Raw genomic sequence first — 26,759 nt, 5'->3', positions numbered from 1 at the left:
GCCGTACGACATGCACACCGTCATCGGCCACGTGCTCGACGACGGCGAGTTCCTCGAGGTCCACCCGCTCTTCGCGCCGAACATCATCTGCGGCTTCGGGCGGGTCGAGGGGCGGTCCGTCGGCGTCGTGGCCAACCAGCCCATGCAGTTCGCCGGCACCCTCGACATCGACGCCTCCGAGAAGGCCGCGCGCTTCGTACGGACCTGCGACGCGTTCAACGTGCCGGTGCTGACGTTCGTGGACGTGCCCGGCTTCCTGCCCGGCACCGACCAGGAGTGGGACGGCATCATCCGGCGCGGGGCCAAGCTCATCTACGCGTATGCCGAGGCGACCGTCCCGCTCGTGACCGTCATCACCCGCAAGGCGTACGGCGGCGCCTACGACGTCATGGGGTCCAAGCACCTCGGAGCCGACATCAACCTCGCCTGGCCCACCGCGCAGATCGCCGTGATGGGGGCGCAGGGTGCCGTCAACATCCTCTACCGCAAGCAGCTGGCCGCTGCCGAGGCTGCTGGCGAGAACGTCGACGAGGCGCGGCAACGGTTCATCACCGAGTACGAGGACACCCTCGCCAACCCCTACGTCGCGGCCGAGCGCGGGTACATCGACACCGTGATCACGCCGTCCAACACCCGCATGAACGTCACCAAGGCGTTGCGGGCACTGCGCACCAAGCGCGAGACGCTGCCGCCAAAGAAGCACGGAAACATTCCCCTATGACCACTGCAGAGACCGGCACAGGGCAGGCACAGGGCTCAGGGGGGACCCCCCTATGAGCGACGAGCACGACGCACAGCGGCCGCCGCTGCGACTCGTGCGCGGCGACGCCTCCCCGGAGGAGGTCGCCGCACTGGTGGCCGTGCTGTCCGCGGCCTCGGGCGGCGAGCCGGAGGCGCCCCCGCGGCATACCTCGCAGTGGGCCTCCCGCGAGCGCGCCGTGCGCCAACCGGTGTCCCCCGCTCGCGGCGGGTGGCGCGCGTCGGCGTTCCCGCGCTGAGCGGCCCTGCGAGCATCACTCGACGAGGGCTGGAGGGGCCCGGGGTTGTGGACGGTCGTCAGGTGCAGCGGGGTCAGTCGTCGAGCTCGACCGCGCCACGCTGGCCACGACGCGCCACCACCTCGCGCAGACCGGCGGCCTCGGCCTCCACCAGACAGTCGGCTGCCAGCACCCGGTGGGCCGCGTCGAGGTCGCCCATGAACGCCCGGAACACCTCGGGCACCGTCACGTCGTGCTCAGGACGGGACATCACCACGATCGGGTCGCCGGCTCGCACCGTGCCACCACTCACCACGGACAGGTAGGCCCCGGTCCGTCCGACCCGGCTGAACCGCTTGACCCACCCACGCTCCCCCATCCGGGCCGCGAAGGTGGCACACGGGATACGAGGCGCGCACACCTCGAGGACGACCTCGTCGCCCAGCGCCCAGCGGTCGCCCACGAACGAGCCGTCGACATCGAGGCCACGGGTGGTGAGGTTCTCGCCGAACATCCCGTGCGGCAGGTCGCGCCCCAGCTCCTTGCCCCACCAGTCGAGCTCCTCGCGGGCGAACGCATAGACGGCCTGGGTGTCCCCGCCATGGTGCTGGACGTCGCCGATGAAGTCGCCCTCGACCCCGCTGCCCAGCCCACCGTGCTTGGGGCCCGGCGCCCGCAGCACCGCGGACTGGACGGGGCGCTTGCCGATGCCGGTGATGCCGACGTTCTTGGCCGTGCTCGGCTCCGGGGCGCCGACGTTGAGCGAGAGCAGCTGGGCGGACATGCCGACAGCCTAGGCAGCAGATCAAGCGGATATCGCACGACCGCGGCACGGTGCCTGAGGTACGTTCGCTCGGGTGAGCACCCAGACCACCGCAGCCCGGCCCGCCACCGACGTCGACCGCATCGCGGACGAGTTCCTCAGCGAGCTCGTGGACCTCAGCCCGATCACCGCCACCTATCTCGGCATCCCCGGCCACGAGGAGGAGCTCGACGACTTCTCGCCGGCCGGTCACCACGCCCATGCCGAGCTGCGAGAGCGGACCCTGCAGCGCCTCGAGGGAGCCCAGCCCGTCGACGACATCGACCGGGTCACCCTCGCCGCGATGCGCGAGCGGCTGGGCCTGGCCAACGAGACGCACGAGGCCGGCCTGGACGAGATGTCGCTCAACGTGATCGCCTCGCCGCTACAGGAGATCCGCGGCTGCTTCGACCTCATGGAGACGGCCACCGACGAGGACTGGGGCGTCATCGCCCGGCGCCTCGCGGCCGTGCCTCGCGCTCTGGACCAGTGGCGGGAGAGCCTGGTGAGCGCGGCCGCCAAGGGCAACGTGGCTCCCCGGCGCCAGGTGGAGGCCTGTGTCGCGCAATGCCAGGACCTCGTCGCGGATGACGGCTACTTCACCCAGCTGCTGGCCGGCGCCAAGGCCGGAGACGGTGACCTCTCCGACGGCATCCACGGGCAGCTCACCGAGGCCGTGAAGGCCGCCCGCCAGGCGTATGCCGCCCTGGGCACCTGGCTCTCGACCGACCTGCGCCCCCAGGCGCCGGAGGAGGACGCCTGCGGGCGGGAGCGCTACCAGCTGCTCTCCCGCTCCTTCCTCGGCGCCACGGTCGACCTCGAGGAGACCTACGCGTGGGGCCAGCAGGAGGTGGCCCGCATCACCGCCGAGATGGAGCAGGTCGCCCAGCAGGTCAAGCCGGGCAGCACCGTCAAGGAGGCCATCGCCGCGCTCGAGGCCGACCCGGCATACCAGCTGCATGGCACGGACGAGCTCAAGGCGTGGATGCAGGGCAGAGCCGACGAGGTCATCGCCGACCTCGCTGGCACCCACTTCGACATCCCTGACCCCGTGCGCACGATCGAGTGCCTCATCGCGCCGACGCAGACCGGTGGCATCTACTACACCGGGCCGAGCGAGGACTTCTCCCGCCCCGGCCGCATGTGGTGGTCGGTCCCCAAGGGCGTGACCGAGTTCGGCACCTGGAAGGAGCTCACCACGGTCTACCACGAGGGGGTGCCGGGCCATCACCTCCAGGTCGCCCAGACCGTGTTCCGCTCCGAGCTGCTCAACTCCTGGCGCCGGATGGCCGCCTGGACGTCCGGTCACGGTGAGGGATGGGCGCTGTATGCCGAGCGGCTGATGGCCGAGCTGGGCTACATGGACGACCCCGGGCACCACCTGGGGCTCCTCGACAGCCAGTCGCTGCGGGCCGCGCGGGTCGTCATCGACATCGGCGTGCACTGCGGGTTCGAGGCGCCGGCTGAGGTGGGCGGCGGCGAGTGGACGTACGACAAGGCGTGGCAGTACCTCAACGCCCACGCGAACCAGGGTGAGGCGTGGCTGCGGTTCGAGCTCGACCGCTACCTCGGCTGGCCCGGGCAGGCCCCGTCGTACAAGATCGGCGAGCGCCTCTGGATGCAGCTGCGCGACCAGGTGCGCGAGCGCGAGGGGGACGCCTTCTCGCTCAAGGACTTCCACCGGCGGGCCCTGGACATCGGCGGCGTCGGGCTCGACACGCTCCGTGAGGCGGTGCTGGGCGAGCTCGCCTGAGCAGGACACTCGCGGGCTGAACGGACCGACGCCGACAGCGCCACAAGGTGCGAGGATGCCCGCGTGGATCTCGCCGTGACCGTCGTGGCCCTGGTGGCCGCTGTCATCGTGATCGCCGGCACGGCCCGCAGGCTCGGTGCGCCTGCGCCGCTGCTGCTGATCGTGGCCGGGATCGTGGCGTCCTACCTGCCGTTCATCAGCGTGCCGGACCTGAGCCCGGAGGTCGTCCTGGTCGGCCTGCTGCCGCCTCTGCTCTACGCGGCCGCCGTGCGCACGTCCCTGGTCGACTTCCGCGCGAACACCTCGGCGATCCTCGCGCTGTCGGTCGGGCTGGTGCTCTTCACGGCCGCAGGCGTCGGGCTGGTGACGTGGTGGCTGCTGCCCGTGCCGTTCGCGGTGGCCTTCGCGTTGGGGGCGGTGGTGGCGCCGCCCGACGCAGTCGCGGCATCCGCCGTGGCGCGCCGGATCGGCCTACCCCGGCGCGTCGTCACCATCCTCGAGGGCGAGTCGCTCGTCAACGATGCCACCGCCCTGGTGGCCCTGCGCACGGCGATCCTGGGGTTCACGGGTGCGGGGGCGGTGTCGTTCGGGGTGATGACGTTCGACTTCGGCCGCGCGGTGGTGGTGGGAGTAGGGGTCGGCGTCCTCGTGGCGTTCCTCATCGGGCTCGTGCGCCGCCACCTCGACGACGCCGTCCTGGACACGTCGCTGTCGTTCGTCGTCCCGTACGTCGCCTACCTCCCTGCCGAGCACCTTCAGGGGTCCGGCGTGCTGGCGGTCGTGGTGGCCGGCCTGCTGCTGGGACACAAGTCCCCGGTCGTCCAGACCGCCTCCTCACGCCTCAGCGAACGCATCAACTGGACATCGGTGCAGTTCCTGCTCGAGCACCTGGTGTTCCTCCTCCTCGGGCTCCAGATGCGCCGCATCGTCGGCGACGTGGCGCAGTCGGGACTCGGGTGGTGGCGGGTCGCCGGCATATCCCTGGCCATCTTCATGGCCATGGCCCTCCTGCGGCCCCTGTACATCTTCCCCGTTCGCTGGCTCGAGCATCGGCTGCGACGCGTCGACTCCGGGGACAGGCGCGCCCTGGCACACAACGCGATCATCTCGTGGGCCGCCATGCGAGGCGTGGTGACGCTGGCGGCCGCGCTGTCACTGCCCCCGGATCCGCAGACGCCGTACCGCAGCATCCTCGTCTGGGTCGCGATGTTCGTGACTGTGGCGAGCCTGCTGGTCCAGGGGACGACGCTCCCCCTGCTGGCCCGGGTCCTGCATGTCAGAGGTCCGGACCCCCGCGAGGATGCCCTCCAGGAGGCCACCATCCTCCAGGCGTCGGTCGCCGCCGGCATCGCCGCGCTCGAGAGCTGCGACCAGTCCGACCCCGGCGTCATCGAGACGCTGCGGTCTCGCGCCGAGAACCGCACCAACATCGTCTGGGAGCGCCTGGGGCAGGGCCGCGAGGGCGCCGAGACGCCGAGCGAGACCTACCGCCGGATGCGGCTGATCATGCTCCAGGCCGAGCGCGCCGAGCTGCTGCGCATCCGCGACGCCGGGGTGGTGGACCAAGAGGTGCTGACCCACGTGATGGACCAGCTGGACATCGAGGAGTCGATGCTCGACCGGATCGAGGACCGCACCTCCGACCTGAGGGACGAGCCGATGCTGCCACCCGAGCGGACCGAGGACGAGTGTGAGCACCTGGCGGCCCATCATGACCGCTTCGTGGCGCCGACCAGCCCGCACGGCTGCGAGGAGTGCCTCCGCGACGGCACGACCTGGGTGCACCTGCGGCTGTGCCTGGACTGCGGCCACGTCGGCTGCTGCGACTCGTCCCCGCAGCGGCACGCGACAGCGCATTTCCAGGAGTCCGCCCACCCGGTGATGCGCAGCTTCGAGCCCGGCGAGTCATGGCGCTGGTGCTTCGTCGATGAGCAGCTCGGCTAGCGTGACGCCGGTGACCACACCAGCGACCATCCACCTCGTCCTCGCCTCGGCCTCCCCCGCCCGCAAGAAGCTGCTCCACGCCGCCGGGGTGGACCCGAGCGTCGTCGTGAGCGGCGTGGACGAGGCGGCCGCGCTGGAGAGCGCCCGTGCGACCTACGGCGAGCTGGCTGCCGAGGACGTGGCGCTGCTGCTGGCGCGCGCCAAGGCCGAGGACGTCGCGTCGCAGATCGAGCACGCGCTCGTGGTCGGGTGCGACTCGGTGCTGGAGCTCGACGGGCAGATCCACGGCAAGCCGCTGAGCCCTGCCGAGGCAGTCGACCGGTGGCACCAGATGAGCGGCGGCACGGGTGTCCTGCACACGGGGCACTGGGTCGTCGACACCCGCGAGCCGGACTCGGGTGGCACCGGTGCCACGCTGGGGGCGACAGCGTCGACGACCGTCCACTTCGCCACCCTCACCGACGCCGAGATCGAGGCCTATGTCGCGAGCGGCGAACCGATGCGGGTCGCAGGTGCGTTCACCATTGACGGCCTCGGTGGCCCGTACGTCTCGGCGATCGAGGGCGACCCGAGCAACGTCGTCGGCCTGTCGCTGCCTCTCCTGCGCGAGCTGTTGGCAGAGATCGGGCTGACGTGGCACGAGCTCCGCTCGCCCGGCCTGCCTACCTAGCCGCTTGCTACCTAGCCGCCTGGCCCGCCTAGCCGCCCGACCCACGTAGCCGGCCGCGCGGCATACCTCGGGATGAGCCTCAGACGGGCGGGATGTCGCGGCGCTTGGTCGCGAAATGCCTCTCGCGGCCCTTGGCATAGCGCAGCCGGAGCAGCAGCTCGGAACGCAGCGCGTCCGCCTCGATGATCTGGTCGAGGACCAGGTCGGCCGCGAGGCGTTCGAGGTCGACGTCCTGCTCGTACTCGCGGCGCATGTCCTGGACGAACTGCTGGCGCTCCGCCTCGTCCTCGATCGCCGCGATCTTGTTGGCGTAGACCGCGTTGACCGCCGCCTCGGGCCCCATCACCGCGATGCGGGCGGTGGGCAGCGCGATCGTCGCATCCGGCGCGAACCCCGGGCCGCCCATGGCATAGAGCCCGGCTCCGTAGGCCTTGCGGACGATGACGCAGAACTGGGGCACGGTCGCCGACGAGACCGCGGAGACCATCTTGGCGCCGTGCCGGATGATGCCACCGCGCTCGACCTCGGAGCCGATCATGAAGCCGGGGACGTCGGCGAGGTAGATGAGCGGGACCGAGTAGGCGTCGCACAGCCAGATGAACCGGGCCGCCTTGTCCGCGCTGTCCGTGAACAGCACTCCGCCCTTGACCGCCGAGTTGTTGGCGACGATGCCGACGGTCTCACCGGCCATGCGACCGAAGCCCACCACCAGCTCGGGTGCGAACAACGGCTTGACCTCGAAGAAGGACTCGTCATCGACGAGCCCGTCGATGACCTCGTGGATGTCGAACGGCTGGCTCTCGCGCTCAGGGACCGTATGCCGCGTGAGCGGCCGTGACGGCTCCTCCGGCGCGTAGGTCGGCAGCTCCGAACGCCAGCTCGTCGGCAGGTAGGAGAAGTACAGCTTGGCCAGCTCGATGGCCTCGGTGTCGTCGGAGACGAGCAGGTCGCCCACGCCCGAGACGGTGCAGTGCATGCGCGCCCCGCCCATGTCTTCTAGCGAAACGTGTTCTCCCACAACCATTTCCGCCATGCGAGGGCTGCCGAGGTACATGGACGCGTTGCCCTCGACCATGATCACCAGGTCAGTGAACGACGGGATGTAGGCGCCGCCCGCGGCACTCGGCCCGAAGAGGCAGCAGACCTGGGGCACCTTGCCCGAGAGCGCTACCTGGTTGTGGAAGATGTGGCCCGCACCACGACGGCCGGGGAACATCTCGACCTGGTCGGTGATCCGCGCGCCCGCAGAGTCGACGAACCAGAAGACGGGCAGCTCCTCGCGCAGCGCCATCTCTGTCGCTCGCACGATCTTCTCGACCGTGCGCGCACCCCACGAGCCCGCCTTGACGGTGGGGTCGTTGGCGATGACGATCGCCGACCGGCCGTCCACGGTGCCACGCCCGGTCACCACGCCGTCGGCGGGAAGCCCCTTGGCCATGGCGTTGGCGTACCGGCCGTCCTCGACAAAGCTACCCTCGTCGAACAGCAGCGCGATCCGGTCGCGCACATAGAGCTTGCCCTGCGAGTCGAGCTTGGCCTTCGCCTTCTCAGGCGCGGACGCAGAGGCCTCGTATGCCGCCTCGAGCCGGCTGCGCACGTCGGTCACCTTGGGGTCTGAGCCGGAGTCGCCACCGACGGCGAACGGGGGACGAGTCGAGGAGGAGGTCACCGGCATACCCTCTCGCAGGTCGGCGCTCATGACGCGGGCAGGCCGAGGTGACGGGCGATGACCATGCGCTGGACCTCGGAGGTGCCTTCGCCGATCTCGAGGATCTTGGCGTCGCGGTAGAAGCGCGCCACGGGGTACTCCTCCATGAACCCGTTGCCGCCGAACACCTGGGTGGCGATGCGGGTCGCGGTGACGGCGGCCTCGGTCGAGTAGAGCTTGCAGACCGCGGCGGCCTGCTTGACCTCCTTGACCGAGCGGCGACCGGCCTCGAGCTCATCCTTGAGCCAGGCAGCCTTGTAGGTCAGCAGGCGTGACGCCTCGACCATGACGGCGAGGTCGGCGAGCTGGAACGAGATGCCCTGGTTGACGCCGATCGGCTTGCCGAACGCCTTGCGGGTCGAGGCGTACCGGGTCGACTCCTCGAGCATCCGCTGGCTCATGCCGAGCGCCAGCGCCGAGATGGCGATGCGCCCGTCGTCAAGGGTCTTGAGGAACTGCTTGAAGCCGTCGCCCTCGTTGCCGAGCAGGTTCGAGGCGGGGACCCGGCAGTCGTCGAAGGACAGACCGTGGGTGTCGGAGGCATGCCAGCCGAGCTTGTCGTAGGCCGGCTCGACCGTGAACCCCGGTGTCTCGGAAGGGATCATGATCGCGCTGATCTGCGCCGACCCGTCGTCGTTCGTGCCCGTGCGGGCCGTGACCGTGACCACCGAGGTGATGTCGGTGCCCGAGTTGGTGATGAACGCCTTGGCTCCGTTGACGACCCACTCGTCCCCGTCGCGGACCGCCCTGGTGCGCGTGGCGCCCGCGTCGGACCCGGCATCGGGCTCGGTCAGGCCGAAGCCGGCGAGGGCGCGACCGGCGACCAGGTCGGGCAGGAACCGCTCCTTCTGCTCCTGGCTGCCGTAGGTGAGGATCGGGTTGATGCCCAGGCCGACACCGGCCGAGAGCGTGATGCCGATCGACTGGTCGACCCGGCCCAGCTCCTCGATGGCCACACAGAGCGAGGTGAAGTCGCCGTCGTCGCCCATCCCGCCGAACTCCTCGGGCACGACGAGACCGAACAGGCCCAGCTCCCCCATCTTCGGGACCAGCTCGGACGGGAAGTGGTGGTCCTTGTCCCACTGGGCGATGTGCGGCTCGACCTCGGCCTCGGCGAACTCCCGGACGGCCTTGCGGAAGTCCTCGTGCTCCTTGCTCAGCTCGAACATCGCTCTCTCTTTCCTGGTGCACACCGAGACGGCGACGACTGAAGGGGGGTCCCGGCACGCGGCATACGGTGGTTGCTTGACGTTGACGTAAACGTAAAGCAATACTCGTCGGTATGCCAGCCCCCGCCTCGACCGCCGTCGACGAGACCTGGACGATCCGGGAGGTCGCCGATGAGTTCGGGGTCACCCACCGCACCGTGCGGCACTACGAGGACCTGGGGCTCATCACCCCCGAGCGCCGGGGGACGTCGCGCGTCTACCATCGCCGCGACCGCACCCGGCTGGCTCTGATCCTGCGGGGCAAGCGGCTCGGGTTCCCGCTGGAGGAGATCCGCACGATCATCGACCTCTACGACCGGCCGCGCGGCAAGGCCAGCCAGCTCGAGTACGTGCTCGGGCAGATCGACGAGCGCCGCAGCGACCTCGAACAACGCCGCCGCGACCTCGATGATGCGCTGACCGAGCTGGGCGAGTTCGAGCGGCGCTGCCGCGCCGACCTGGCCCGGTTGGCCTAGCCGGGCGCGAAGGGTGGCAATCGGCGGTTTCGGCAGCCTCCGAGGCCGCCGATTGCCACCTTTGGCGCGCCGGCTGTCCCCATCGCCGACCCGGCGGCGCGCTGCTCCACACCCGCACTGGCCGCCCTGGCCGTAGGCCGCGCCCCAGCCGCCACGGTGGCGGCATGCCGAGCGCCCCAGCCCCGCTTCCGCCGTCCCTGGCAGGTGGCCCCTTCACCGTCCAGGCGGCTCGCGACGCCGGCGTGAGCCCGGCCCGGCTGCGGTCGGGCGACTTGACCCTGCCGACGTACGGCGTGCGCGGTCGCGCGGGTGGAGAGGAGTCCGTGGCCACGCGCGCCCGATGCTTCGCCCTGGGGCTGCCGGACGACGTCGCCTTTTCCCACCTGACGGCGGCTCGGCTCCTCGGCCTGCCCGCCCCGCGGCAGTGGCGCCCCACCGAGCCCCTGGACGTCATGCGCACCACAGGCCGCCCACGGTTGGAGAGGGCCGGCGTGCGCAGCCATCGCGGGCTCGAACGCCGCTGGGTGATCGAGGCCCAGGGCCTTCTGGTGACCGACCCGGCCGACACCTGGGCCGACCTCTCCTGCGTGCTCGCGCTCGACGACCTCGTTGCCGTCGGTGACGCACTGCTCGGCCCCGACCACGGACTCCGGCTCAAGGACCTGCTGCGGGCTGCCGCGGCCCGCACGGCCCGGGGCGGCCGCCACCTTCGGGAGGCCGTGGGCCTGGTGCGGGCCGGCGCCGCCTCGCCGTGGGAGAGCAAGGCGCGGGTGGCGTTCCACCAGTGGGGCCTGCCGGAGCCGGAGCTCAACCAGGACCTGTATGCCGCGTGCGGCCGGTGGCTGGCCCGTCCCGACTTCGTGTGGCGGGCTCGACGGGTGGTGGGCGAGTACGACGGTGACCAGCATCGGACCGACCGCCGGGCCTGGCAGTACGAGCGCGAGCGCCGGGCCGGGCTGGAGGACGAGGGCTGGACCTATGTCGAGATGACGTCGCTCAGCCTCAGCAGCACCTCGCGGCGACGGGCCCTGCGTGACCGCCTGGGCCGCCTACTGCTGTGAGCCTCCCGCGCCCTCGGCCTCGACCGCCCTACCGCGCGAGGGGTGGCAAGACGCGGTCTCGGCTGACCCTGAGGCAGCAGATTCCCACCTCTCGCGCAGCTCGGGCGGCCCTAGGGTGAGCCCATGGGCGCTCAGTCGGTCTTGTTCGTCGGTGGTACCGGGGTCATCAGCTCAGCCTGCTCGCGCGAGGCACTGGCGCGGGGGTGGACGGTCACGTTGCTCAACCGGGGCGAGAGCGCGACCCACCTGGCCCCCGAAGGTGCCGAGGTCCTGCGCGCCGACGTCCGTGACGCGAAGTCGGTGAGTGCTGCGCTCGGTGACCGCGAGTTCGACGTGGTGGCCGACTTCCTGTCGTTCACGCCGGAGCACGTCCAGCAGCAGCTCGACCAGCTCAACGGTCGGACGGGCCAGTACGTCTTCATCAGCTCGGCCTCGGCCTACCAGACACCGCCCGCGCGGCTGCCCGTCACCGAGTCCACTCCCCTGCGCAACCCGTACTGGGCCTACTCCCGCGACAAGATCGCCTGCGAGGACCTGCTCGTGCGGGCCTATCGCGAGGCCGGGCTGCCGATGACCATCGTGCGGCCCTCGCACACGTACGACCACACGCTGCCGCCCTTCCACGGCGGCTGGACCGTGGTCGAGCGGATGAGACGCGGGCAGGAGGTCGTCGTCCACGGCGACGGCACGTCCCTGTGGACCATCACCCATCACGAGGACTTCGCGCGGGCGTTCGTCGGGCTGCTCGGGCGACAGGCCGCGCTGGGCGAGGCGTTCCACATCACCGCCGACGAAGCACCCACGTGGAACCGCATCTACGCCGACCTGGCCGAGGCCGCCGGGGTCGAGCCGCGGCTCGTGCACGTCCCCTCCGACGCCATTGCCGCGGCGGACCCTGACTTCGGGGCGTCGCTGCTCGGCGACAAGGCCAACTCCATGGTGTTCGACAACAGCAAGATCCGCTCGCTCGTCCCCGGCTGGCACGCCCGGGTGCCCTTCCGGCAGGGTGCCCAGGAGATCGTCGACTGGCATGACGCCGACCCCTCGCGTCGCCGGGTCGACGCCCGGCTCGACGCGCTGTACGACCGGCTCGTCGAGGACCACCGCGTGCATCGGCGCTGAGGCCCAAGCACCCCAGCGCCCCCAGCGTCCCCAGCGCCCCGGTGGCGCTCAGCCCGCTCAGGCCGCTCAGGCCGCTCGGCTAGGTTCGCAGCCGTGGACTGGGAGCAGGTGTGGGCGCGCGTCGTACCCGTGGTGGGCAACGTCGCGATGTCGGCGCCTGCCGTGACGGTCGCCCTCACCGGCGCGGTCCTGGTGGTCGCCCTGCCACCGGTGTGGCAGGTCCTGCGACTGGCCGTCACTCTGGTCCACGAGCTGGGGCACGCTGTGGTGGGGGTCGCGGTCGGGCGACGGTTCACCGGCTTCGTCCTGCGCGGCGACATGTCCGGTCACGCCGTCACCGTCGGCCCCTCGCGCGGCGCTGGACGGATCGCGTCCACCTGGGCCGGGTATCCCGCGCCGGCCGTCGTCGGTGCGGTGCTGGTCTGGGCCGCCGGCCGGGGATGGGCCGCACCGGTCCTGGCTGCGACACTCGTCGTCCTGCTGGCCGCGCTGTTCCGGGTGCGTTCGCTGCTCACCGCGCTGGTGATGCTCGTCGCGCTGGGCGCGACGGGCGGTCTGTGGTGGTGGCGCGACGACCCGCTCCAGGCGCAGGTGCTCGTGGGGTCGGGAATCGTGCTGATCGTGGGTGCGTGGCGGCACCTCGGCGCCGTGATGCCGAGCCGCGACCGGGCCAGCGACCCGGCGGTCCTGGCTGCCCTGACGCATGTGCCGCGCGCCCTGTGGAACGCCTCGTTCGTCCTCGTCTGCGCCGCCGCCTCGGCGCTGGCGACCGTCGAGGTCGCCTCGGCCTGGCGCTAGCCGCACGCGCACGCCGCGGAGGTCGCCGCGGCCTGGCGCCAGCCACGCCCGCACACCGTCACGACGGCCATGCCATGCTGCGGGCCATGGCGACTGCACCGGAGACGACCCTGCTCATCCTCGGAGCCGGGGGCGACCTCACCCACCGGCTGCTCCTACCCGGCCTGGCGAGCCTGCTCGCGGTCGAGCCCGAGCGCCGCGTCCGGGTCGTCGGCGCCGACCGAGCCGACTTCACCCCGGCGCAGTGGCGCACGCGGGTCGAGACGTCGTTCGCCGAGGCTCAGCCACCGGCGAAGGTGACGGCCGCGGTCACGAAGGACACGGCATACGTCAAGACCGACGTCCTCGACGAGAGCTCCCTGCGGGAGCTGGTCGCCGACTGCGGTCCCGGTCCCCTGGTCATCTTCTTCGCCCTGCCCCCGCAGGTGACGATGAAGGTCTGCGACCTGCTCCAGCACGTCGACCTGCCCTTGGTGACCCGGCTCGCGCTCGAGAAGCCGTTCGGCACCGACCATGCCTCGGCCGTCGCCTTCAACCGCCTGCTGCACAAGGTCGTGGCCGAGGAGGACATCTTCCGCATCGACCACTTCCTCGGGGTGGCGACCGTCTTCAACCTGGTCGGACTGCGCTTCGCCAACCGCATGCTGGCCCCCATCTGGAGCGCGGAGCACATCGAGCGGGTCGAGATCGTCTACGACGAGGACCTCGCGCTCGAAGGCCGGGCGGGCTACTACGACCGCGCGGGGGCGCTCAAGGACATGCTGCAGAGTCACCTGCTCCAAGTGCTCGCCCTCTTCGCGATGGAGTCGATCGCCGCCCTCGACGCCCGGGAGCTGCAGGACCAGAAGGCCCAGGTGCTGCGCGCCACCAGGATCTGGGGCGGCTCACCCAAGCGCTCGTCCCGACGGGCGCGCTACACCGCCGGGAAGCTCGGTCGGCGGTCGGTCCCGGACTACGCGAACGAGGCGGGAGTCGACCCGTCGAGATCCACCGAGACGCTGGCCCAGGTCACCCTCGAGGTGGCCAACTCACGGTGGGCCGGGGTGCCGTTCGTCCTGCGCAGCGGCAAAGCCCTTGGGGCGCCGCGCAAGCAGATCGTGGCCCACTTCCGCGATGTCGCGCACCTGCCGACCGGGTTCGCGGGTGGTTCGGCGGGAGACCTCCTCACCATCGACCTCAAGCCCGGCGCCCTCTCGCTCACGCTCACGATGAACGCCGAGGGCGACCCGGCCGACCTCGAGCAGAAGACGCTGACGGCCACCCTCGCCGCCCCGCGCATGGAGCCCTACGGGGAGGTGCTCGGGCACATCCTCGACGGCAGCCAGCTGCTCACCGTCCGCGGCGACGCGGCCGAGGAGTGCTGGCGCGTGATGGAGCCGGTGATCAAGGCCTGGGCGCAGGACCGCGTGCCGCTGGAGACGTATGCCGCGGGCTCCACCGGGCCTGAGGGCTGGCTCGCGCCGTAGGCCGGGTCCCGGGCTCAGACGCGGGTGCGCACGGCATACAGCTCGGGGAAGAAGGTCAGGTCGAGCGCCCGCCGCAGGAAGTCGACTCCCGACGACCCGCCCGTCCCCTTCTTGTGGCCGATGGTGCGGGTGACGACCTGCAGATGACGGAACCGCCACAGCTGGAAGTTGTCCTCGACGTCGACGAGCTCCTCGCACGTCTCGTAGACCCCCCAGTGCTCGTGAGGCCGGGCATAGACCTCGGCGAACGTGTCGACCAGCTCCTCGCTCATGCGGTAGGGCTGGGTGAAGTCGCGGTCCACCACCTCGGCGGGCACGGCATAGCCCCGGCGCGCCAGGTAGCGCAGGAACTCGTCGTAGAGGCTCGGCTCCGCCAGCAGCCCCGCCAGCATCGACCGTGCCGCCTCGTCGTGGTCGAAGACCTTGACCATGTCGGCGTTCTTGTTGCCGAGCAGGAACTCCACGGCGCGGTACTGCCACGACTGGAACCCCGACGATGTCGCGAGGAACGGGCGGATCTCGGCGTACTCGCTGGGCGTCAGCGTCGCGAGCACGGACCACTGCTCGGTGAGGGTGTGCTGGATGTGCTTGACCCGGGCGATGCGCTTGAGGGCCGGCGCCAGTTCGTCAGCGGCGAGCAGCGATCGCGCCGACCGCAGCTCGTGGAGCATGAGCTTGAGCCACAGCTCGGAGGTCTGGTGCTGCACGATGAACAGCAGCTCGTCGTGCTGAGGCGGCTCACTGCGGGGGTGCTGCGCGGCCAGCAGCTGGTCCAGCCCGAGGTAGTCGCCATAGGACATGGCCGCCGTGAAGTCGCGCTGGACGCCCTCCTCGATCTGCCGGATCGACCGCCCGTCCGCACCGTTGCTGCTCATGGGGCACACCCTAGGGGGCCGCCCCTAGGGTGTGCTCACGGCCGACGCGCCGCTCAGTCGAAGGCGTAGGGGTCCGGCCCCGTGCGCTCGCCCCGGTCGAGACGGGCGAAGGCCGACAGGTCCTCGCTGTCGAGCTCGAAATCGAAGATGTCGAAGTTCTCGGCGATCCGGCTGGGCGTCACCGACTTCGGGATGACGACATTGCCGAGCTGGGTGTGCCACCGCAGGATCGCCTGCGCCGGAGTGACGTCGTGCTTCGCCGCGATCTCGCGGATGGTGTCGTCGGCGAGGACTGCACCACCCGAGGCGAGCGGGCTCCAAGCCTCGGTGAGGATGCCCTGGTCGGCGTGGAACTCGCGCAGCTCGCCCTGCTGAAGGTACGGGTGCAGCTCGACCTGGTTGATCGCGGGCAGCTCGCCGGTCTCGTCGCGCAGCCGCTCCAGGTGCTCGATCCCGAAGTTGCAGACGCCCACTGCGCGGACCCGGCCGTCCTCGCGGAGCTTGAGCAGCGCCTTCCAGGTGTCGACGTAGGCGTCCTGGGCGGGGGCCGGCCAGTGGATGAGGTAGAGGTCCAGCGTGTCGAGCCCCAGGCGACCCATCGAGGCGTCGAACGCGGCCAAGGTCGAGTCGAACCCGTGGTCGTCGTTCCAGACCTTCGTGGTCACGAACAGCTCTTCGCGCGGGATGTCGGTGGCCTTGATCGCCCGTCCGACGCCGGCCTCGTTGCCGTAGAGGCGCGCGGTGTCGATACTGCGGTATCCGATCTCGAGGGCAGTGGTCACGGCGGGCTCGGCGTCCGCGTCCGGCACCTGCCACACGCCGAAACCCAGCTGAGGGATCGGGATCGTGCCGGCACCGGTGGACAGGGGCAGGTTCGGGACGGAGGTCATGTCCTCGACTGTATGCCGCGGTCCCGCCCTGGTCAGGACGGGTCGGCCCGTGGGACGGGCGGGAACACTATTGGACTCCCCAGTGTTGGCGAGGCCACACCGCCGGGGTGGCCGAACGGCAGGGTGGACGGGCTAGGCTCCCGCGCATGGCGCCCCTTTCCGAGTCGACGACGACCACGGCCCCCCGCCCCATCTCCAAGGTCCTCATCGCCAACCGCGGTGAGATCGCGGTCCGCATCGCGCGGGCCTGCGCGGACAGTGGGATCGGCTCCGTGGCGGTCTATGCCGACCCCGACCGTGACGCGCTGCACGTCAAGGTCGCGGACGAGGCCTACGCCCTGGGCGGGTCGACCCCCGGCGACTCCTATCTCGTGCAGGACAAGCTGCTCGACGTGGCCAAGCGGGCCGGTGCCGACGCCGTGCACCCCGGCTATGGTTTCCTGGCCGAGAACGCCTCCTTCGCCCAGGCCGTCATCGACGCCGGGCTGACCTGGATCGGCCCCTCCCCCGAGGCCATCGACTCCCTCGGCGACAAGGTCAAGGCCCGGCACATCGCGGCCCGCGCCAACGCCCCGCTGGTGGCCGGCACCTCTGACCCGGTCGAGACAGCCGACGAGATCGTCGAGTTCGCCAAGGAGCACGGTCTCCCGGTCGCCATCAAGGCGGCATACGGCGGTGGCGGTCGTGGTCTGAAGGTCGCGCGCACCCTCGAGGAGATCCCCGAGCTGTTCGACTCCGCGACCCGAGAGGCCGTCGCGGCGTTCGGTCGGGGTGAGTGCTTCGTCGAGCGCTACCTCGACAAGCCGCGCCACGTCGAGACCCAGTGCCTGGCCGACCAGCACGGCAACGTCGTCGTCGTGTCGACCCGCGACTGCTCGCTGCAGCGCCGTCATCAGAAGCTCGTCGAGGAGGCACCCGCGCCGTTCCTGTCGGACGAGCAGAACGCCGAGCTGCGGCGCGCGTCCAAGGCCATCCTCACCGAGGCCGGCTACACCGGCGCCGGGACCTGCGAGTTCCTGGTCGGACAGGACGGCACGATCTCGTTCCTCGAGGTCAACACCCGTCTCCAGGTCGAGCACCCGGTCACCGAGGAGGTCACCGGCATCGACCTGGTCCGCGAGCAGTTCCGTATCGCCAACGGTGAGGCCATCGGCTATGACGACCCCGCCCCGGTGCGGCACTCCTTCGAGTTCCGCATCAACGGCGAGGACGCCGGACGCAACTTCCTGCCCGCCCCGGGCGTGGTCGCGGTGTTCGAGCCGCCGTCGGGCCCGGGCGTGCGGCTGGACTCCGGCGTCATCGCCGGCGACGTCATCGGCGGGGCGTTCGACTCGATGCTGGCCAAGCTCATCGTCACCGGTCGCGACCGTCACCAGGCGCTCGAGCGGTCGCGCCGTGCACTGGCCGAGTTCGTGGTAGCCGGGATGCCCACCGTGCTGCCATTCCACCAGGCCGTGGTGTCCGACCCGGCGTTCGCCCCTGAGGGCGATGAGCCGTTCTCGGTGCACACGCGGTGGATCGAGACCGAGTTCGACAACCAGATCCCGCCGTATGCCGGGCCGCTGGGTGAGGCGCCCGAGGACGGCGGCGACCGCCAGACCGTCGTGGTCGAGGTGGGTGGCAAGCGGCTGGAGGTCGTGCTGCCCGGCGGACTTGCCCTCGGCGGTGGTGGCGCGGGTGCCGGTGGCGCGAAGAAGAAGGCGCCCCGTCGCTCCGGAGGCGCCAAGTCGGGCGCCGCCGCGTCCGGGGACTCGCTCACTGCCCCCATGCAGGGCACCATCGTCAAGATCGCCGTCGAGGAGGGCCAGCAGGTCGCCGAGGGCGAGCTCGTCGTGGTCCTGGAGGCGATGAAGATGGAGCAGCCCATCAACGCGCACAAGGCCGGAACCATCACCGGCCTGACCGCTGAGGTGGGCCAGACCGTCACCAACGGCGCGGTCATCGCCGAGATCAAGGACTAGTCCACAGGGTTTCGGCTCACGGCTGCTGCCCTGAGGGCAGTACTCGGGGCCGCCTCGGCCTTTTCGCCACGACTGCTGCCAATCGGGCAGGACTCGAGGGAGGGTGTCGCCCGATCAGCCGGACGTGCGGTCCTGCGGTTCCCCGGCGTCGGGGCCCGGCGCCGGCACTGAGCTGCTGCCGGGCTCGGCCGTGGGGATCTGAGCCGGACCACCGGTGTCCGGCTGTCCGCCTCCGGGAGCGGGTGAGCCGGTCTCGGGCTCCCCCTGCTGAGTGGGACCACCCTCGGGGAGTGGCTGGCCGGCCCGCGGATCGGCATCGGGGTCTGTTGGCGCAGGAGAGCTGGGCGCCTCGTCCGGGCGCTGCTCGGGTGCAAGCGGACCCCCGGGCTCGCCGGGCCGCTGTGGGCCTCCGGGAGTCAGCGGCTGGTCGCCGGGGTTCGACGGCTGCGGGTCGTCGGTGGCGGGTGCGGGGTTCGGCGCCGGGACCGAGTCATCCTGACGTGGGGTGCCCTTGAGGTAGTCCTTGACCCTGTCGGTCCAGCTGCCGCTCACGTGCCTGCCCTCCGGTCGACGTCTGCTGTGACTCAGTGCGCGTACTCAGTCCGCTCTTCGACCCTAGCCCCGAACCGGCCTAGTCGCTGGCGTGCAGCTGGCGAGCCGCCTCGGCGACGGAGCCCGACAGCGACGGATAGACCGTGAACGTGCCCGCCAGCTGGTCCACGGTCAGCCCGTGCTGGACGGCCAGGGTGACCGGATACACGAGCTCGGAGGCTCGCGGGGCGACCACCACTCCGCCGACCACCGTGCCCGTACCCCGGCGCGCGAACAGCTTCACGAAGCCGTCGGTGATCCCCTGCATCTTGGCGCGCGGGTTGGTCGACAGGGGCAGCATGACCGCGTTCGCGTCGACGCGGCCCTCGTCGATGTCCTTCTGGGAGTAGCCGACCGTGGCGATCTCGGGGTCGGTGAAGATGTTGGCGGAGACGGCACGCAGGTTGAGGGGGGCGACGGCGTCCCCAAGGGCGTGAGCCATCGCGATCCGTCCCTGCATCGCGGCCACCGAGGCGAGGGGCAGCACGCCCGTGCAGTCGCCCGCCGCATACACGCCCCGGACCGAGGTGCGCGAGACCCGGTCCACAGCGACGTGCCGCGAGTCGGTCAGCGTCACCCCGACCTCCTCGAGGCCGATCCCCGCCGTCTGGGGAACTGACCCGACCGCCAGCAGGGCATGACTGCCCTCGACCTCACGACCGTCCTCGAGACGGACGACGACCCCATCCGCGGTCCGCGTCACTGAGGCCATCCGTGACCGGCCGAGGACCTCCATCCCCCGCTTGCGGAAGACGTCCTCGATGACCGTCGCAGCGTCGGCGTCCTCGCCGGGCAGCACCCGGTCGCGGGAGGACACCAGCGTGACGCGGCCGCCCAGACCGAGGTACGCCTGGGCCAGCTCGGCTCCCGTCACACCCGACCCCACGACGACGAGGTGCGCCGGCAGCTCGGTCAGCGAGTAGATCTGCTGCCAGGTGAGGATGCGCTCGCCATCGGGCTCGGCCGTCGGCATCACGCGGGGCGTCGCCCCGGTGGCCACGAGCACCACGTCGGCCTGGAGGTTCTGGGTCGTGCCGTCCGCAAGGGTTGCCTCGACCTCGGCAGGCGACACCAGCCGCCCGGTCCCGGCCACCACCGTCACGCCGTCGCCGGACAACCGGGCGCCGATGTCGCGCGACTGCGCCGACGCGAGCGCCAGGACACGACGGTTGACCGCCGCCAGCTCAGCCACCGAGTCGGCGACCTCGTCCCCCTCGTTGTCCTCCAGATGGACGCCGAGGTCCGAGGCGGTCTCGAACTGGCTCATGAAGTCGGCCGTGGAGATCAGCGCCTTGGACGGCACACAGTCGGTGAGGACTGCAGCGCCGCCGAGGCCGTCGCGGTCCACGACGGTGACGGCCGCGCCCAGGTGGGCGGCGACCAGGGCGGCCTCGTAGCCACCTGGGCCCCCTCCGAGGATGACGACCGAGGCTCCGTTCGCGTTCACGGCCCCATCCAACCATCCGAAGGACGGCTCCCTGCGGTCACGCCCTGTTCACGCCACCGTCGCGGAAGTGAGGCCAAGACGTCGCCGCCGGGCCATACTGTCCGCGTCGACACTCGTAGCCCGTCGCACCGGGCTTGACCACAGGGAATGGACGATGAGAGCTCGATTCATGCGAAAGTCAGTGGCCCAGGGGTCATGGTGCCTCACGGTCGCCGCCGCAGCGACGCTGGCCGTCGCCGCCTGCGCACCCCCGTCGACCAGCTCTGGGGGCAGCTCCTCGGGCGGCAAGAGCGCCGCGTCCGCCACCTCGGCCAAGGACCTTGGCGGGATGGACAAGCTGGTGGCCGCCGCCAAGAAGGAAGGCGCGCTCAACGTCATCGCGCTGCCGCCGGACTGGGCCAACTACGGTGCGGTCATCTCGGCCTTCACCGCGAAGTACGGCATCAAGGTCAACAGCGCCCAGCCCGACGCCAGCAGCGCCGACGAGATCTCGGCGGCCCAGCGCCTCAAGGGCCAGTCCGGCGCCCCCGACGTCTTCGACCTCGGCACCGCCGTCGCCAATGCCAACACCACGATGTTCGCGCCCTACGAGGTCTCCACGTTCGCCTCCATCCCGGCCAACCTCAAGGATGCGAGCGGCACCTGGGTCAACGACTACGGCGGCTACATGTCGGTGGGCTACGACTCCGCCAAGGTCCCCGCACCGATGGCACTCTCGGACCTGCTCAAGCCGGCATACAAGGGCAAGGTCGCCCTCAACGGTGACCCGACCAAGGCCGGGGCCGCCTTCGCCGGCGTGCAGATGGCCTCGCTGGCCAACGGCGGCACCGCCGGCGACGTCACCAAGGGCGTCGACTTCTTCAAGCAGCTCAAGGCCGCGGGCAACTTCCTGCCCGTCGACCCGACCCCGGCGACCATCGCCTCCGGACAGACACCGGTGGTCATCGACTGGGACTACCTCAACGCGGCCCAGAGCGCCAAGGTCAAGACCTGGAAGGTGTTCGTGCCCCAGAACGCCGTCCTGGGCGGTTACTACGTCCAGGCCATCAACAAGGACGCCCCTCACCCGGCCGCCGCGCGGCTGTGGGAGGAGTTCCTCTACTCCGATGCCGGGCAGAACCTGTGGCTCAAGGGTGGCGCCCGTCCCGTGCGGTTCGACGACATGAAGAAGGCTGGCACGCTCGACCAGACGGCGGCAGCTGCCCTGCCGTCCGTCTCGGGCAGCCCGACCATCCCCACCAAGGACGACTCCGACAAGGCGAAGGCGTACCTCGCCGCGAACTGGGCCAACGCCGTTGGCTGACCGGCCCGCACGCAGGGCGCTCGGTGGCCGCCGGCCATCGGGCGCTCTGCTCGGGGTCGTCCCGTTCTTCGCCTATGTCACGGTCTTCCTCCTCATCCCCACCGTGGTGGTCGTGGTGGGTGCGTTCCTGGGAGGCAGTGGCGGGTTCACCCTGGCCAACCTGCGGGCACTCGGGCAGCCCGCCGTCACCTCGGCCCTGTGGCACTCGGTGGTGCTCTCGTCCGTGACCGCCGTGGGCGGCGCGGTCATCGGCGCAGTGCTCGCGTATGCCGTGTCCACCGGCCGGCCCGACGGCATCCTGAAGAAGTTCGTCACCTCCCTGTGCGGCGTGCTCGCGCAGTTCGGCGGTGTCGCCCTGGCGTTCGCGTTCCTCGCCACCTTCAGCGCCACCGGCTACCTGACGAAGCTGCTCACGAGTGCGGGTCTCGACTCCAGCGGCGGCCTGTGGCTCTACGAGTGGGACAAGGGGCTGATGCTGGTCTACCTGTACTTCCAGATCCCCTTGATGCTCATCGTCTTCCTCCCGGCGGTCGAGGGACTCAAGCCCCAGTGGCGGGAGGCTACCGAGACCCTGGGTGGCAGCACCTTCCTCTACTGGCGCAAGGTCGCCGCGCCGATCCTCATGCCGTCGTTCATCGGCGGCCTGCTGCTGTTGTTCACCAACGCGTTCAGCGCGTATGCCACCGCGGCCGCCCTGGTCTCGCAGGGCTCGCCACTGCTCCCGTTGGAGATCGGTGGCAGCTTCACCTCCGAGGTCATCCTGGGCCAGGAGAACGTCGGCAAGGCCATGGCCCTCGAGATGGTGGTGGTCGTGGCAGTGGTCATGACGGCCTACGTCGTGCTGGACCGGCGCGCCTCACGATGGCTGGTCCGATGAGCGGAGGACGGGGGCAGCGCGCGTCGTTCCGGCGCCGTCAGGACATCCTGCGCTGGGTCGTCGTCACCCTGGTGATGCTCTTCTTCCTCACTCCGCTCCTGGCGAGCCTCGACTTCACCACCCGCGACGCCGCTGGCCACCGGACCCTGCAGACCTGGTCGACGTTGCTCGACTTCCCCGCCATCTCGCAGCGTTACCCGGACCTGCAGGCGGGCTTCCTCGCCTCGGTCGGCCTTGCGGTCCTCACGGTGGGGATCATGCTGGTGCTGCTCGTCCCCACGATGACCTGGGTCCGACTGCGGGTGCCGGGAGCCACGAGGGCCGTCGAGTTCCTGTGCCTGCTGCCGCTGACCGTGCCCGCGATCGTGCTCGTGGTCGGGCTGACGCCGGTGTATGCCTGGGTCACCTACTTCCTCGGCGGGGCGACGATCTGGCTGGCCTTCGCCTACGTCGTCCTCGTCCTCCCCTACGCCTACCGAGCCATCGACGCGGGTCTGCGAGCCATCGACGTCCGCACCCTGAGCGAGGCCGCGCGCTCGCTCGGTGCGGGGTGGCCGACGGTGATGGTCCGGGTGATCCTGCCGAACCTGCGCACGGCTGTCCTCTCGGCCTCGTTCCTTGCCGTCGCTCTCACCCTGGGCGAGTTCACCATCGCCAACCTGTTCAGCCGCACCAACCTGCAGGTGGCCATGTTCCTGCTCGGCAAGTCCGACGCCCAGATCTCGGTCGCCGTCGGCCTGGCGTCGCTCGCCTTCGCCTTCGTCGTCCTCTTCGCCATGTCCTTCGTCGGTGGCCAGCGGGGGGCCGCCGCTCCGATGTCAGGAGGCTCCATGTCACGGGCCCCGATGGCGCGCCTGCGCCGCTACCGCAAGGAGTCGCCATGAGCGCCACCACAGCCCGCGAGGACCGGCGGGACGCCACGACCCATCAGGGTGTCGCCGTGGAGCTCACCGCACTGCGTCGCACCTACGGCCAGATCACGGCCCTCGACGATCTGACCCTGCGCCTGGCTCCCGGTGAGCTGGTGGCACTCCTCGGGCCGTCGGGGTGTGGCAAGACCACGGCGCTGCGCTGCCTCGCCGGGTTGGAGGACCCCGACGGCGGGCGGATCGAGGTCGGCGGCAAGGACCTCACCCGAGTGCCGACCAACAGGCGCGACATGGGCATGGTCTTCCAGGCCTACAGCCTCTTCCCGCACCTCACGGCCCGGCAGAACGTCGAGTTCGGGCTCCAGCTGCGCGGCCACAGTGCGCAGCGGCGCCGCACCCGCGCGGCCGAGATGCTCGAGCTGGTCGGGCTCGAGAGCCAGGCCGACCGCTATGCCCACCAGATGTCCGGCGGCCAGCAGCAACGCGTTGCACTCGCCCGGGCCCTGGCCATCGAGCCGCAGGTGCTGCTGCTCGACGAGCCGCTGTCGGCGCTCGACGCCAAGGTCCGCGTCCAGCTGCGCGACGAGATCCGCCGCATCCAGCTCGACGTCGGCACGACCACGCTCTTCGTCACCCATGACCAGGAGGAGGCCCTAGCCGTCGCCGACCGCGTCGGGGTCATGCGCCACGGCCGGCTGGAGCAGATCGCCGCGCCCGAGGAGCTGTACTCCCAGCCGGTGAGCGAGTTCGTCGCCGACTTCGTGGGGGTCACCAACCGCCTGCCGGGGATGGCCTCCGGGGGGACGGCCACCGTGCTGGGGTCGTCGGTGCCGCTGCTGGCCGGCTCGGCGACCGAGGGCCCGGTCACGGTGCTGGTGCGTCCCGAGCACCTGGCCCTCGACCCGATGGTTGATGGCGCTGCGCAGGACCTTGGCCAGAGCGCCACCGTGGTCAGCGCCAGCTTCCTGGGCGCGCACGGCCGGGTCCGCGCCCACGTCGGGGGCCACACCGTCCTCGTGCAGGTGCCGAGCGCCGCAGTCGCGGACTTCACGGCCGGCGCGCCGGTGCGAGTCCGGCCGCTGGGTGTGCCGGCGCTGGCGGTCGCTTCGACGTGACGCGCCCGGAGGCGCAGCACCCCACCTGGCGTCGGTAGGCTTCGCGAGTGAGCGAGCACCGCGGTCTGTCAGCAGACCTTCCCGACCTGTCCGACCCCGCGACCGACCCGTTCGAGGTCGCCCGGGCCGCCGCGGCCGTGATCGCCGAGCGGACCGGCGCCCCACGACACGACGTGGCCCTCGTCCTCGGTTCCGGCTGGGGCCAGACCGGCGACCGCATCGGCGAGACCCTCGCGAGCGTCGACAACGCCGAGGTCCCCGGGTTCGCCCAGGCCGCAGTCGCCGGCCACTCCGGCACGATGCGCTCGGTGGCCATCGGCGACACTGGTCGGCGCGCCCTGGTCTTCGGCACCCGCACCCACTTCTACGAGGGCAAGGGCGTCCGTGCGGTCGTGCACGCGGTCCGCACCGCCGCCGCAGCAGGCTGCTCGACCATCGTCCTGACCAACGGGTGTGGCGGCCTCAACCGGGCGTGGGGCCCAGGCACGCCCGTGCTCATCCGCGACCACATCAACCTCACCGCCCACTCGCCGATCGAGGGCCCGAACTTCGTGGACCTGACCGACCTCTACTCCCCCAGGCTGCGCGACCTGGCCCGTCAGGTCGACGCCGACCTCGACGAGGGCGTCTACGTCCAGTTCACCGGGCCGCACTACGAGACGCCGGCCGAGGTGCAGATGGCCAAGGTCATCGGCGGCGACCTCGTGGGCATGTCCACCACGCTCGAGGCCATTGCCGCACGCCAGGCCGGCATGGAGGTCCTGGGCATCTCCCTGGTGACCAACCTGGCCGCCGGCATCAGCGACCAGCCGCTGTCGCACGCCGAGGTGCTCGAGGCCGGCCAGGCCGCCGCCGACCGTTGTGGACGGCTGCTCGCCGCCGTGGTCGCCACCATCTGAGAGGGCCACCCAGCATGGAGAAGGACACCATGACGTATGCCGCTCGGCACGGCCGGAATGACGCCGCCCCCGGTGACACCACCCGCACCCAGGAGCTCATCGACGCGGCGCAGGCGTGGGTCGACGACGACCCGGACCACGAGTCCAGGGTCGAGCTCGGCGCCGTCCTGGGGCGAGCCAAGGACGGCGACGGGGCCGCTGTGGCCGACCTGGCCGACCGGTTCTCCGGGCTGCTCGAGTTCGGCACCGCCGGCCTGCGAGGGGCCCTCGGGGCCGGCCCGAACCGGATGAACCGCGCGGTCGTGATCCGCGCGGCAGCCGGCCTCACGGCCTACCTCAAAGCAACCGCCAAGGCCGAGCCGTTCGTCGTGGTCGGCTACGACGCGCGCCGCGGCTCCGACGTCTTCGCGCGCGACACCGCTGCCGTCGTGGTGGGCGCGGGCGGTCGCGCCGCGGTGCTGCCGCACACCCTGCCGACGCCGGTGCTGGCGTTCGCGATCCGCTACCTCGGCGCCGACGCGGGCGTCATGGTCACCGCGAGCCACAACCCGCCCCAGGACAACGGCTACAAGGTCTACCTCGGCGACGGCTCCCAGATCGTGCCCCCAGCGGACGTCGAGATCGCCGGGCAGATCACCAGGGTGGCCGCGGTCGCGGACGTGCCCCTCCCCGACGACGGCTGGGAGACGCTGGGCGACGACGTCCTCGACGCCTACCTCGCAGCGGCGGCGTCAGTGGTCGCGCCCGAGAGCCCGCGCGACCTGTCGGTGGTCCACACGGCCCTGCACGGCGTCGGCAGCGACACCCTGCTGCGGGCGTTCGACCTCGCCGGCTTCCCCGCGCCCATCCCCGTCGAGAGCCAGCAGCACCCCGACCCGGCGTTCCCCACCGTCTCGTTCCCCAACCCCGAGGAGCCCGGCGCCATCGACGCCGCCCTCGACCTGGCCCGGCAGGTCCAGCCCGACCTGGTCCTGGCCAACGACCCGGACGCCGACCGTTGCGCCGTGGCCGTGCCGGACGGTGGCGAGTGGCACATGCTCCGTGGGGACGAGGTCGGCGCCCTGCTCGGCTCGCACGTCCTCGCCCGAGGAGTGAGTGCGGACGCCGTCTTCGCGTGCTCGATCGTGTCGTCCCGGCTGTTGTCGGCGATGGCCAAGGCCGCGGGTGTGCGTCACGAGGAGACCTTGACCGGGTTCAAGTGGATCGCCAGGGTCGAGGGACTGCGCTACGGCTACGAGGAGGCTCTGGGCTACTGCGTCGACCCGAGGCACGTGCGCGACAAGGACGGCGTCACCGCATGCCTGCTCATGGCCGAGCTGGCCGCGACCCTCAAGGCGCAGGGCCGCACCCTCACCGACCGGCTCGACGAGCTCGCAGTGGCGCACGGGGTGCACGCGACCGACTCGTTCTCGGTGCGCGTCGCCGACCTGTCGCTCATCGGCGCGGTCATGGCACGGCTGCGCGCGAACCCTCCGCGGGACGTGGGCGGCCTCGCGGTGGCCAGCATCGACGACCTGTCGCTCGGCACGGACCAGCTCCCCCCGACCGACGCACTGCGGTACTACCTCGAGGACGACTCACGCGTCATCGTGCGGCCCTCGGGGACCGAGCCCAAGCTCAAGGTCTACCTCGAGGTCATCGAGCCGGTCGCCGACGCAGCGTCGCTCGAGCACGCGAGAGCGGCCGCCACCGAGCGCCTCGGACGGGTGCGCGAAGCCATGCGTGCGCTGACCACACTCTGAGACGCGGGTAGAATCACGCGGTGAGCACCTCCCCCACTCTGACCCCATCGGTCGACGCGACCGCTCGGGCCCGTGACCTCCTCGGCGTCTCGCGCCTGACCAACGCTGCCCTGACGAGCTGGCTCCACGGCCTGCCCGGGGTCGACCAGGTGGGCTGCGAGAGCCGCGCGGCAGGCCTGGGCACCCGGTCGATCAAGACGACGTC

At 71.1% G+C, this 26,759-nt stretch carries 23 protein-coding genes and 2 pseudogenes; 18 read left to right on the top strand and 7 right to left on the bottom strand.

The window, feature by feature from the left end; genetic code table 11:
* Positions 1-721 (top strand): acyl-CoA carboxylase subunit beta (locus VGN50_RS06190; protein WP_327443825.1); only part of this gene is annotated, 721 nt, incomplete at its 5' end.
* A gap of 52 nt (positions 722-773) precedes the next feature.
* Entirely contained in the window at positions 774-998 is a 225-nt protein-coding gene (locus VGN50_RS06185; protein WP_327443824.1) for an acyl-CoA carboxylase epsilon subunit, read from the top strand.
* A 73-nt stretch (positions 999-1,071) separates the two neighbouring features.
* Here the strand turns inward: VGN50_RS06185 and VGN50_RS06180 are convergent, their stop codons facing one another.
* Positions 1,072-1,761: an MOSC domain-containing protein gene (locus VGN50_RS06180; RefSeq protein WP_327443823.1), complete on the bottom strand. Its 690-nt coding sequence runs from the start codon at positions 1,759-1,761 to the stop codon at positions 1,072-1,074.
* A gap of 73 nt (positions 1,762-1,834) precedes the next feature.
* Between VGN50_RS06180 and VGN50_RS06175 the strand changes: the two genes are divergently transcribed.
* The 3 genes from VGN50_RS06175 (at position 1,835) to VGN50_RS06165 (ending at position 6,146) form a co-directional block, all read left to right on the top strand.
* Complete coding sequence (locus tag VGN50_RS06175; RefSeq protein WP_327443822.1) at positions 1,835-3,532, top strand: DUF885 domain-containing protein; 1,698 nt, start codon at positions 1,835-1,837, stop codon at positions 3,530-3,532.
* Between the two features lie 63 nt (positions 3,533-3,595).
* Complete coding sequence (locus tag VGN50_RS06170) at positions 3,596-5,476, top strand: Na+/H+ antiporter (protein ID WP_327443821.1); 1,881 nt, start codon at positions 3,596-3,598, stop codon at positions 5,474-5,476.
* Positions 5,460-6,146, top strand: coding sequence for a Maf family protein (locus tag VGN50_RS06165; protein WP_327443820.1), 687 nt, complete (start codon positions 5,460-5,462; stop codon positions 6,144-6,146). The genes VGN50_RS06170 and VGN50_RS06165 overlap by 17 nt, the downstream gene beginning before the upstream one ends.
* A 79-nt stretch (positions 6,147-6,225) precedes the next feature.
* Here the strand turns inward: VGN50_RS06165 and VGN50_RS06160 are convergent, their stop codons facing one another.
* A complete protein-coding gene (locus tag VGN50_RS06160; RefSeq protein ID WP_327443826.1) occupies positions 6,226-7,821 on the bottom strand; it encodes an acyl-CoA carboxylase subunit beta in 1,596 nt (531 codons plus the stop codon).
* 20 nt (positions 7,822-7,841) lie between these two features.
* Positions 7,842-9,023 (bottom strand): acyl-CoA dehydrogenase family protein, encoded by a 1,182-nt coding sequence (locus VGN50_RS06155; RefSeq protein ID WP_327443818.1) that lies wholly within the window; start codon positions 9,021-9,023, stop codon positions 7,842-7,844.
* A 113-nt stretch (positions 9,024-9,136) separates the two neighbouring features.
* On the opposite strand from VGN50_RS06155, the gene VGN50_RS06150 reads away from it, so the two are divergent.
* From VGN50_RS06150 to VGN50_RS06130, 5 genes are all read left to right on the top strand, one after another.
* Positions 9,137-9,538, top strand: a complete 402-nt coding sequence (locus VGN50_RS06150; protein WP_327443816.1) for a MerR family DNA-binding transcriptional regulator — start codon at positions 9,137-9,139, stop codon at positions 9,536-9,538.
* Between the two features lie 164 nt (positions 9,539-9,702).
* Positions 9,703-10,599, top strand: coding sequence for a hypothetical protein (locus tag VGN50_RS06145; RefSeq protein ID WP_327443814.1), 897 nt, complete (start codon positions 9,703-9,705; stop codon positions 10,597-10,599).
* A gap of 123 nt (positions 10,600-10,722) precedes the next feature.
* Positions 10,723-11,721 carry an NAD-dependent epimerase/dehydratase family protein gene (locus VGN50_RS06140; RefSeq protein ID WP_327443813.1) on the top strand — a complete coding sequence of 333 codons (999 nt, stop codon included), beginning with the start codon at positions 10,723-10,725 and terminating at the stop codon, positions 11,719-11,721.
* 93 nt (positions 11,722-11,814) lie between these two features.
* Positions 11,815-12,519, top strand: coding sequence for a M50 family metallopeptidase (locus VGN50_RS06135; protein ID WP_327443812.1), 705 nt, complete (start codon positions 11,815-11,817; stop codon positions 12,517-12,519).
* Positions 12,520-12,605: 86 nt separating this feature from the next.
* Positions 12,606-13,985, top strand: coding sequence for a glucose-6-phosphate dehydrogenase (locus tag VGN50_RS06130; RefSeq protein WP_327443811.1), 1,380 nt, complete (start codon positions 12,606-12,608; stop codon positions 13,983-13,985).
* Positions 13,986-13,999: 14 nt separating this feature from the next.
* Here the strand turns inward: VGN50_RS06130 and VGN50_RS06125 are convergent, their stop codons facing one another.
* Together VGN50_RS06125 and VGN50_RS06120 are read right to left on the bottom strand one after the other, a co-directional pair.
* Positions 14,000-14,860: a tryptophan 2,3-dioxygenase gene (locus VGN50_RS06125; RefSeq protein WP_327443810.1), complete on the bottom strand. Its 861-nt coding sequence runs from the start codon at positions 14,858-14,860 to the stop codon at positions 14,000-14,002.
* A 53-nt stretch (positions 14,861-14,913) separates the two neighbouring features.
* On the bottom strand, positions 14,914-15,750 hold the full coding sequence (locus VGN50_RS06120; protein ID WP_327443808.1) for an aldo/keto reductase: 837 nt from the start codon (positions 15,748-15,750) through the stop codon (positions 14,914-14,916).
* Positions 15,751-15,896: 146 nt separating this feature from the next.
* On the opposite strand from VGN50_RS06120, the gene VGN50_RS06115 reads away from it, so the two are divergent.
* Positions 15,897-17,711 (top strand): acetyl/propionyl/methylcrotonyl-CoA carboxylase subunit alpha, encoded by a 1,815-nt coding sequence (locus tag VGN50_RS06115; RefSeq protein WP_327443806.1) that lies wholly within the window; start codon positions 15,897-15,899, stop codon positions 17,709-17,711.
* A gap of 114 nt (positions 17,712-17,825) precedes the next feature.
* Here VGN50_RS06115 and VGN50_RS06110 read toward each other — a convergent pair whose 3' ends face one another.
* Positions 17,826-18,263 carry a hypothetical protein gene (locus tag VGN50_RS06110; protein ID WP_327443805.1) on the bottom strand — a complete coding sequence of 146 codons (438 nt, stop codon included), beginning with the start codon at positions 18,261-18,263 and terminating at the stop codon, positions 17,826-17,828.
* A 79-nt stretch (positions 18,264-18,342) separates the two neighbouring features.
* A pseudogene (locus VGN50_RS06105) lies at positions 18,343-19,767 on the bottom strand (NAD(P)H-quinone dehydrogenase); the annotation flags it as partial.
* Positions 19,768-19,918: 151 nt separating this feature from the next.
* On the opposite strand from VGN50_RS06105, the gene VGN50_RS06100 reads away from it, so the two are divergent.
* The 7 genes and pseudogenes from VGN50_RS06100 to VGN50_RS06070 all read left to right on the top strand — a co-directional run.
* Positions 19,919-21,052 (top strand): ABC transporter substrate-binding protein, encoded by a 1,134-nt coding sequence (locus tag VGN50_RS06100; RefSeq protein ID WP_327443804.1) that lies wholly within the window; start codon positions 19,919-19,921, stop codon positions 21,050-21,052.
* Positions 21,045-21,929, top strand: coding sequence for an ABC transporter permease (locus VGN50_RS06095; protein ID WP_327443803.1), 885 nt, complete (start codon positions 21,045-21,047; stop codon positions 21,927-21,929). The genes VGN50_RS06100 and VGN50_RS06095 overlap by 8 nt, the downstream gene beginning before the upstream one ends.
* A complete protein-coding gene (locus VGN50_RS06090; protein ID WP_327443802.1) occupies positions 21,926-22,813 on the top strand; it encodes an ABC transporter permease in 888 nt (295 codons plus the stop codon). The genes VGN50_RS06095 and VGN50_RS06090 overlap by 4 nt, the downstream gene beginning before the upstream one ends.
* A complete protein-coding gene (locus VGN50_RS06085; RefSeq protein ID WP_327443801.1) occupies positions 22,810-23,913 on the top strand; it encodes an ABC transporter ATP-binding protein in 1,104 nt (367 codons plus the stop codon). Before VGN50_RS06090 ends, VGN50_RS06085 begins: the two co-directional genes overlap by 4 nt.
* Positions 23,914-23,960: 47 nt before the next feature.
* Positions 23,961-24,812, top strand: coding sequence for a purine-nucleoside phosphorylase (locus VGN50_RS06080; protein ID WP_327443800.1), 852 nt, complete (start codon positions 23,961-23,963; stop codon positions 24,810-24,812).
* 14 nt (positions 24,813-24,826) lie between these two features.
* Positions 24,827-26,554, top strand: coding sequence for a phospho-sugar mutase (locus tag VGN50_RS06075; protein ID WP_327443799.1), 1,728 nt, complete (start codon positions 24,827-24,829; stop codon positions 26,552-26,554).
* Positions 26,555-26,574: 20 nt separating this feature from the next.
* A pseudogene (locus VGN50_RS06070) lies at positions 26,575-26,759 on the top strand (deoxyribose-phosphate aldolase); the annotation flags it as partial.

Origin of the sequence: Pedococcus sp. (assembly GCF_036000045.1) — a bacterium.
Classification (GTDB): Bacteria; Actinomycetota; Actinomycetes; order Actinomycetales; family Dermatophilaceae; genus Pedococcus.
The sequence above is the reverse complement of the archived record's forward strand: the minus strand, read 5'-3'. Positions and strand labels throughout refer to the sequence as shown.

What these genes read in the sequence shown, in the direction of transcription:
- VGN50_RS06185 (WP_327443824.1), top strand. Translation starts at nt 774, where the DNA reads ATGAGCGACGAGCACGACGCACAGCGGCCGCCGCTGCGACTCGTGCGC.
- VGN50_RS06180 (WP_327443823.1), bottom strand. Translation starts at nt 1,761, where the DNA reads ATGTCCGCCCAGCTGCTCTCGCTCAACGTCGGCGCCCCGGAGCCGAGC.
- VGN50_RS06165 (WP_327443820.1), top strand. Translation starts at nt 5,460, where the DNA reads ATGAGCAGCTCGGCTAGCGTGACGCCGGTGACCACACCAGCGACCATC.
- VGN50_RS06160 (WP_327443826.1), bottom strand. Translation starts at nt 7,821, where the DNA reads ATGCCGGTGACCTCCTCCTCGACTCGTCCCCCGTTCGCCGTCGGTGGC.
- VGN50_RS06155 (WP_327443818.1), bottom strand. Translation starts at nt 9,023, where the DNA reads ATGTTCGAGCTGAGCAAGGAGCACGAGGACTTCCGCAAGGCCGTCCGG.
- VGN50_RS06150 (WP_327443816.1), top strand. Translation starts at nt 9,137, where the DNA reads ATGCCAGCCCCCGCCTCGACCGCCGTCGACGAGACCTGGACGATCCGG.
- VGN50_RS06145 (WP_327443814.1), top strand. Translation starts at nt 9,703, where the DNA reads ATGCCGAGCGCCCCAGCCCCGCTTCCGCCGTCCCTGGCAGGTGGCCCC.
- VGN50_RS06140 (WP_327443813.1), top strand. Translation starts at nt 10,723, where the DNA reads ATGGGCGCTCAGTCGGTCTTGTTCGTCGGTGGTACCGGGGTCATCAGC.
- VGN50_RS06130 (WP_327443811.1), top strand. Translation starts at nt 12,606, where the DNA reads ATGGCGACTGCACCGGAGACGACCCTGCTCATCCTCGGAGCCGGGGGC.
- VGN50_RS06125 (WP_327443810.1), bottom strand. Translation starts at nt 14,860, where the DNA reads ATGAGCAGCAACGGTGCGGACGGGCGGTCGATCCGGCAGATCGAGGAG.
- VGN50_RS06120 (WP_327443808.1), bottom strand. Translation starts at nt 15,750, where the DNA reads ATGACCTCCGTCCCGAACCTGCCCCTGTCCACCGGTGCCGGCACGATC.
- VGN50_RS06115 (WP_327443806.1), top strand. Translation starts at nt 15,897, where the DNA reads ATGGCGCCCCTTTCCGAGTCGACGACGACCACGGCCCCCCGCCCCATC.
- VGN50_RS06100 (WP_327443804.1), top strand. Translation starts at nt 19,919, where the DNA reads ATGCGAAAGTCAGTGGCCCAGGGGTCATGGTGCCTCACGGTCGCCGCC.
- VGN50_RS06090 (WP_327443802.1), top strand. Translation starts at nt 21,926, where the DNA reads ATGAGCGGAGGACGGGGGCAGCGCGCGTCGTTCCGGCGCCGTCAGGAC.
- VGN50_RS06085 (WP_327443801.1), top strand. Translation starts at nt 22,810, where the DNA reads ATGAGCGCCACCACAGCCCGCGAGGACCGGCGGGACGCCACGACCCAT.
- VGN50_RS06075 (WP_327443799.1), top strand. Translation starts at nt 24,827, where the DNA reads ATGGAGAAGGACACCATGACGTATGCCGCTCGGCACGGCCGGAATGAC.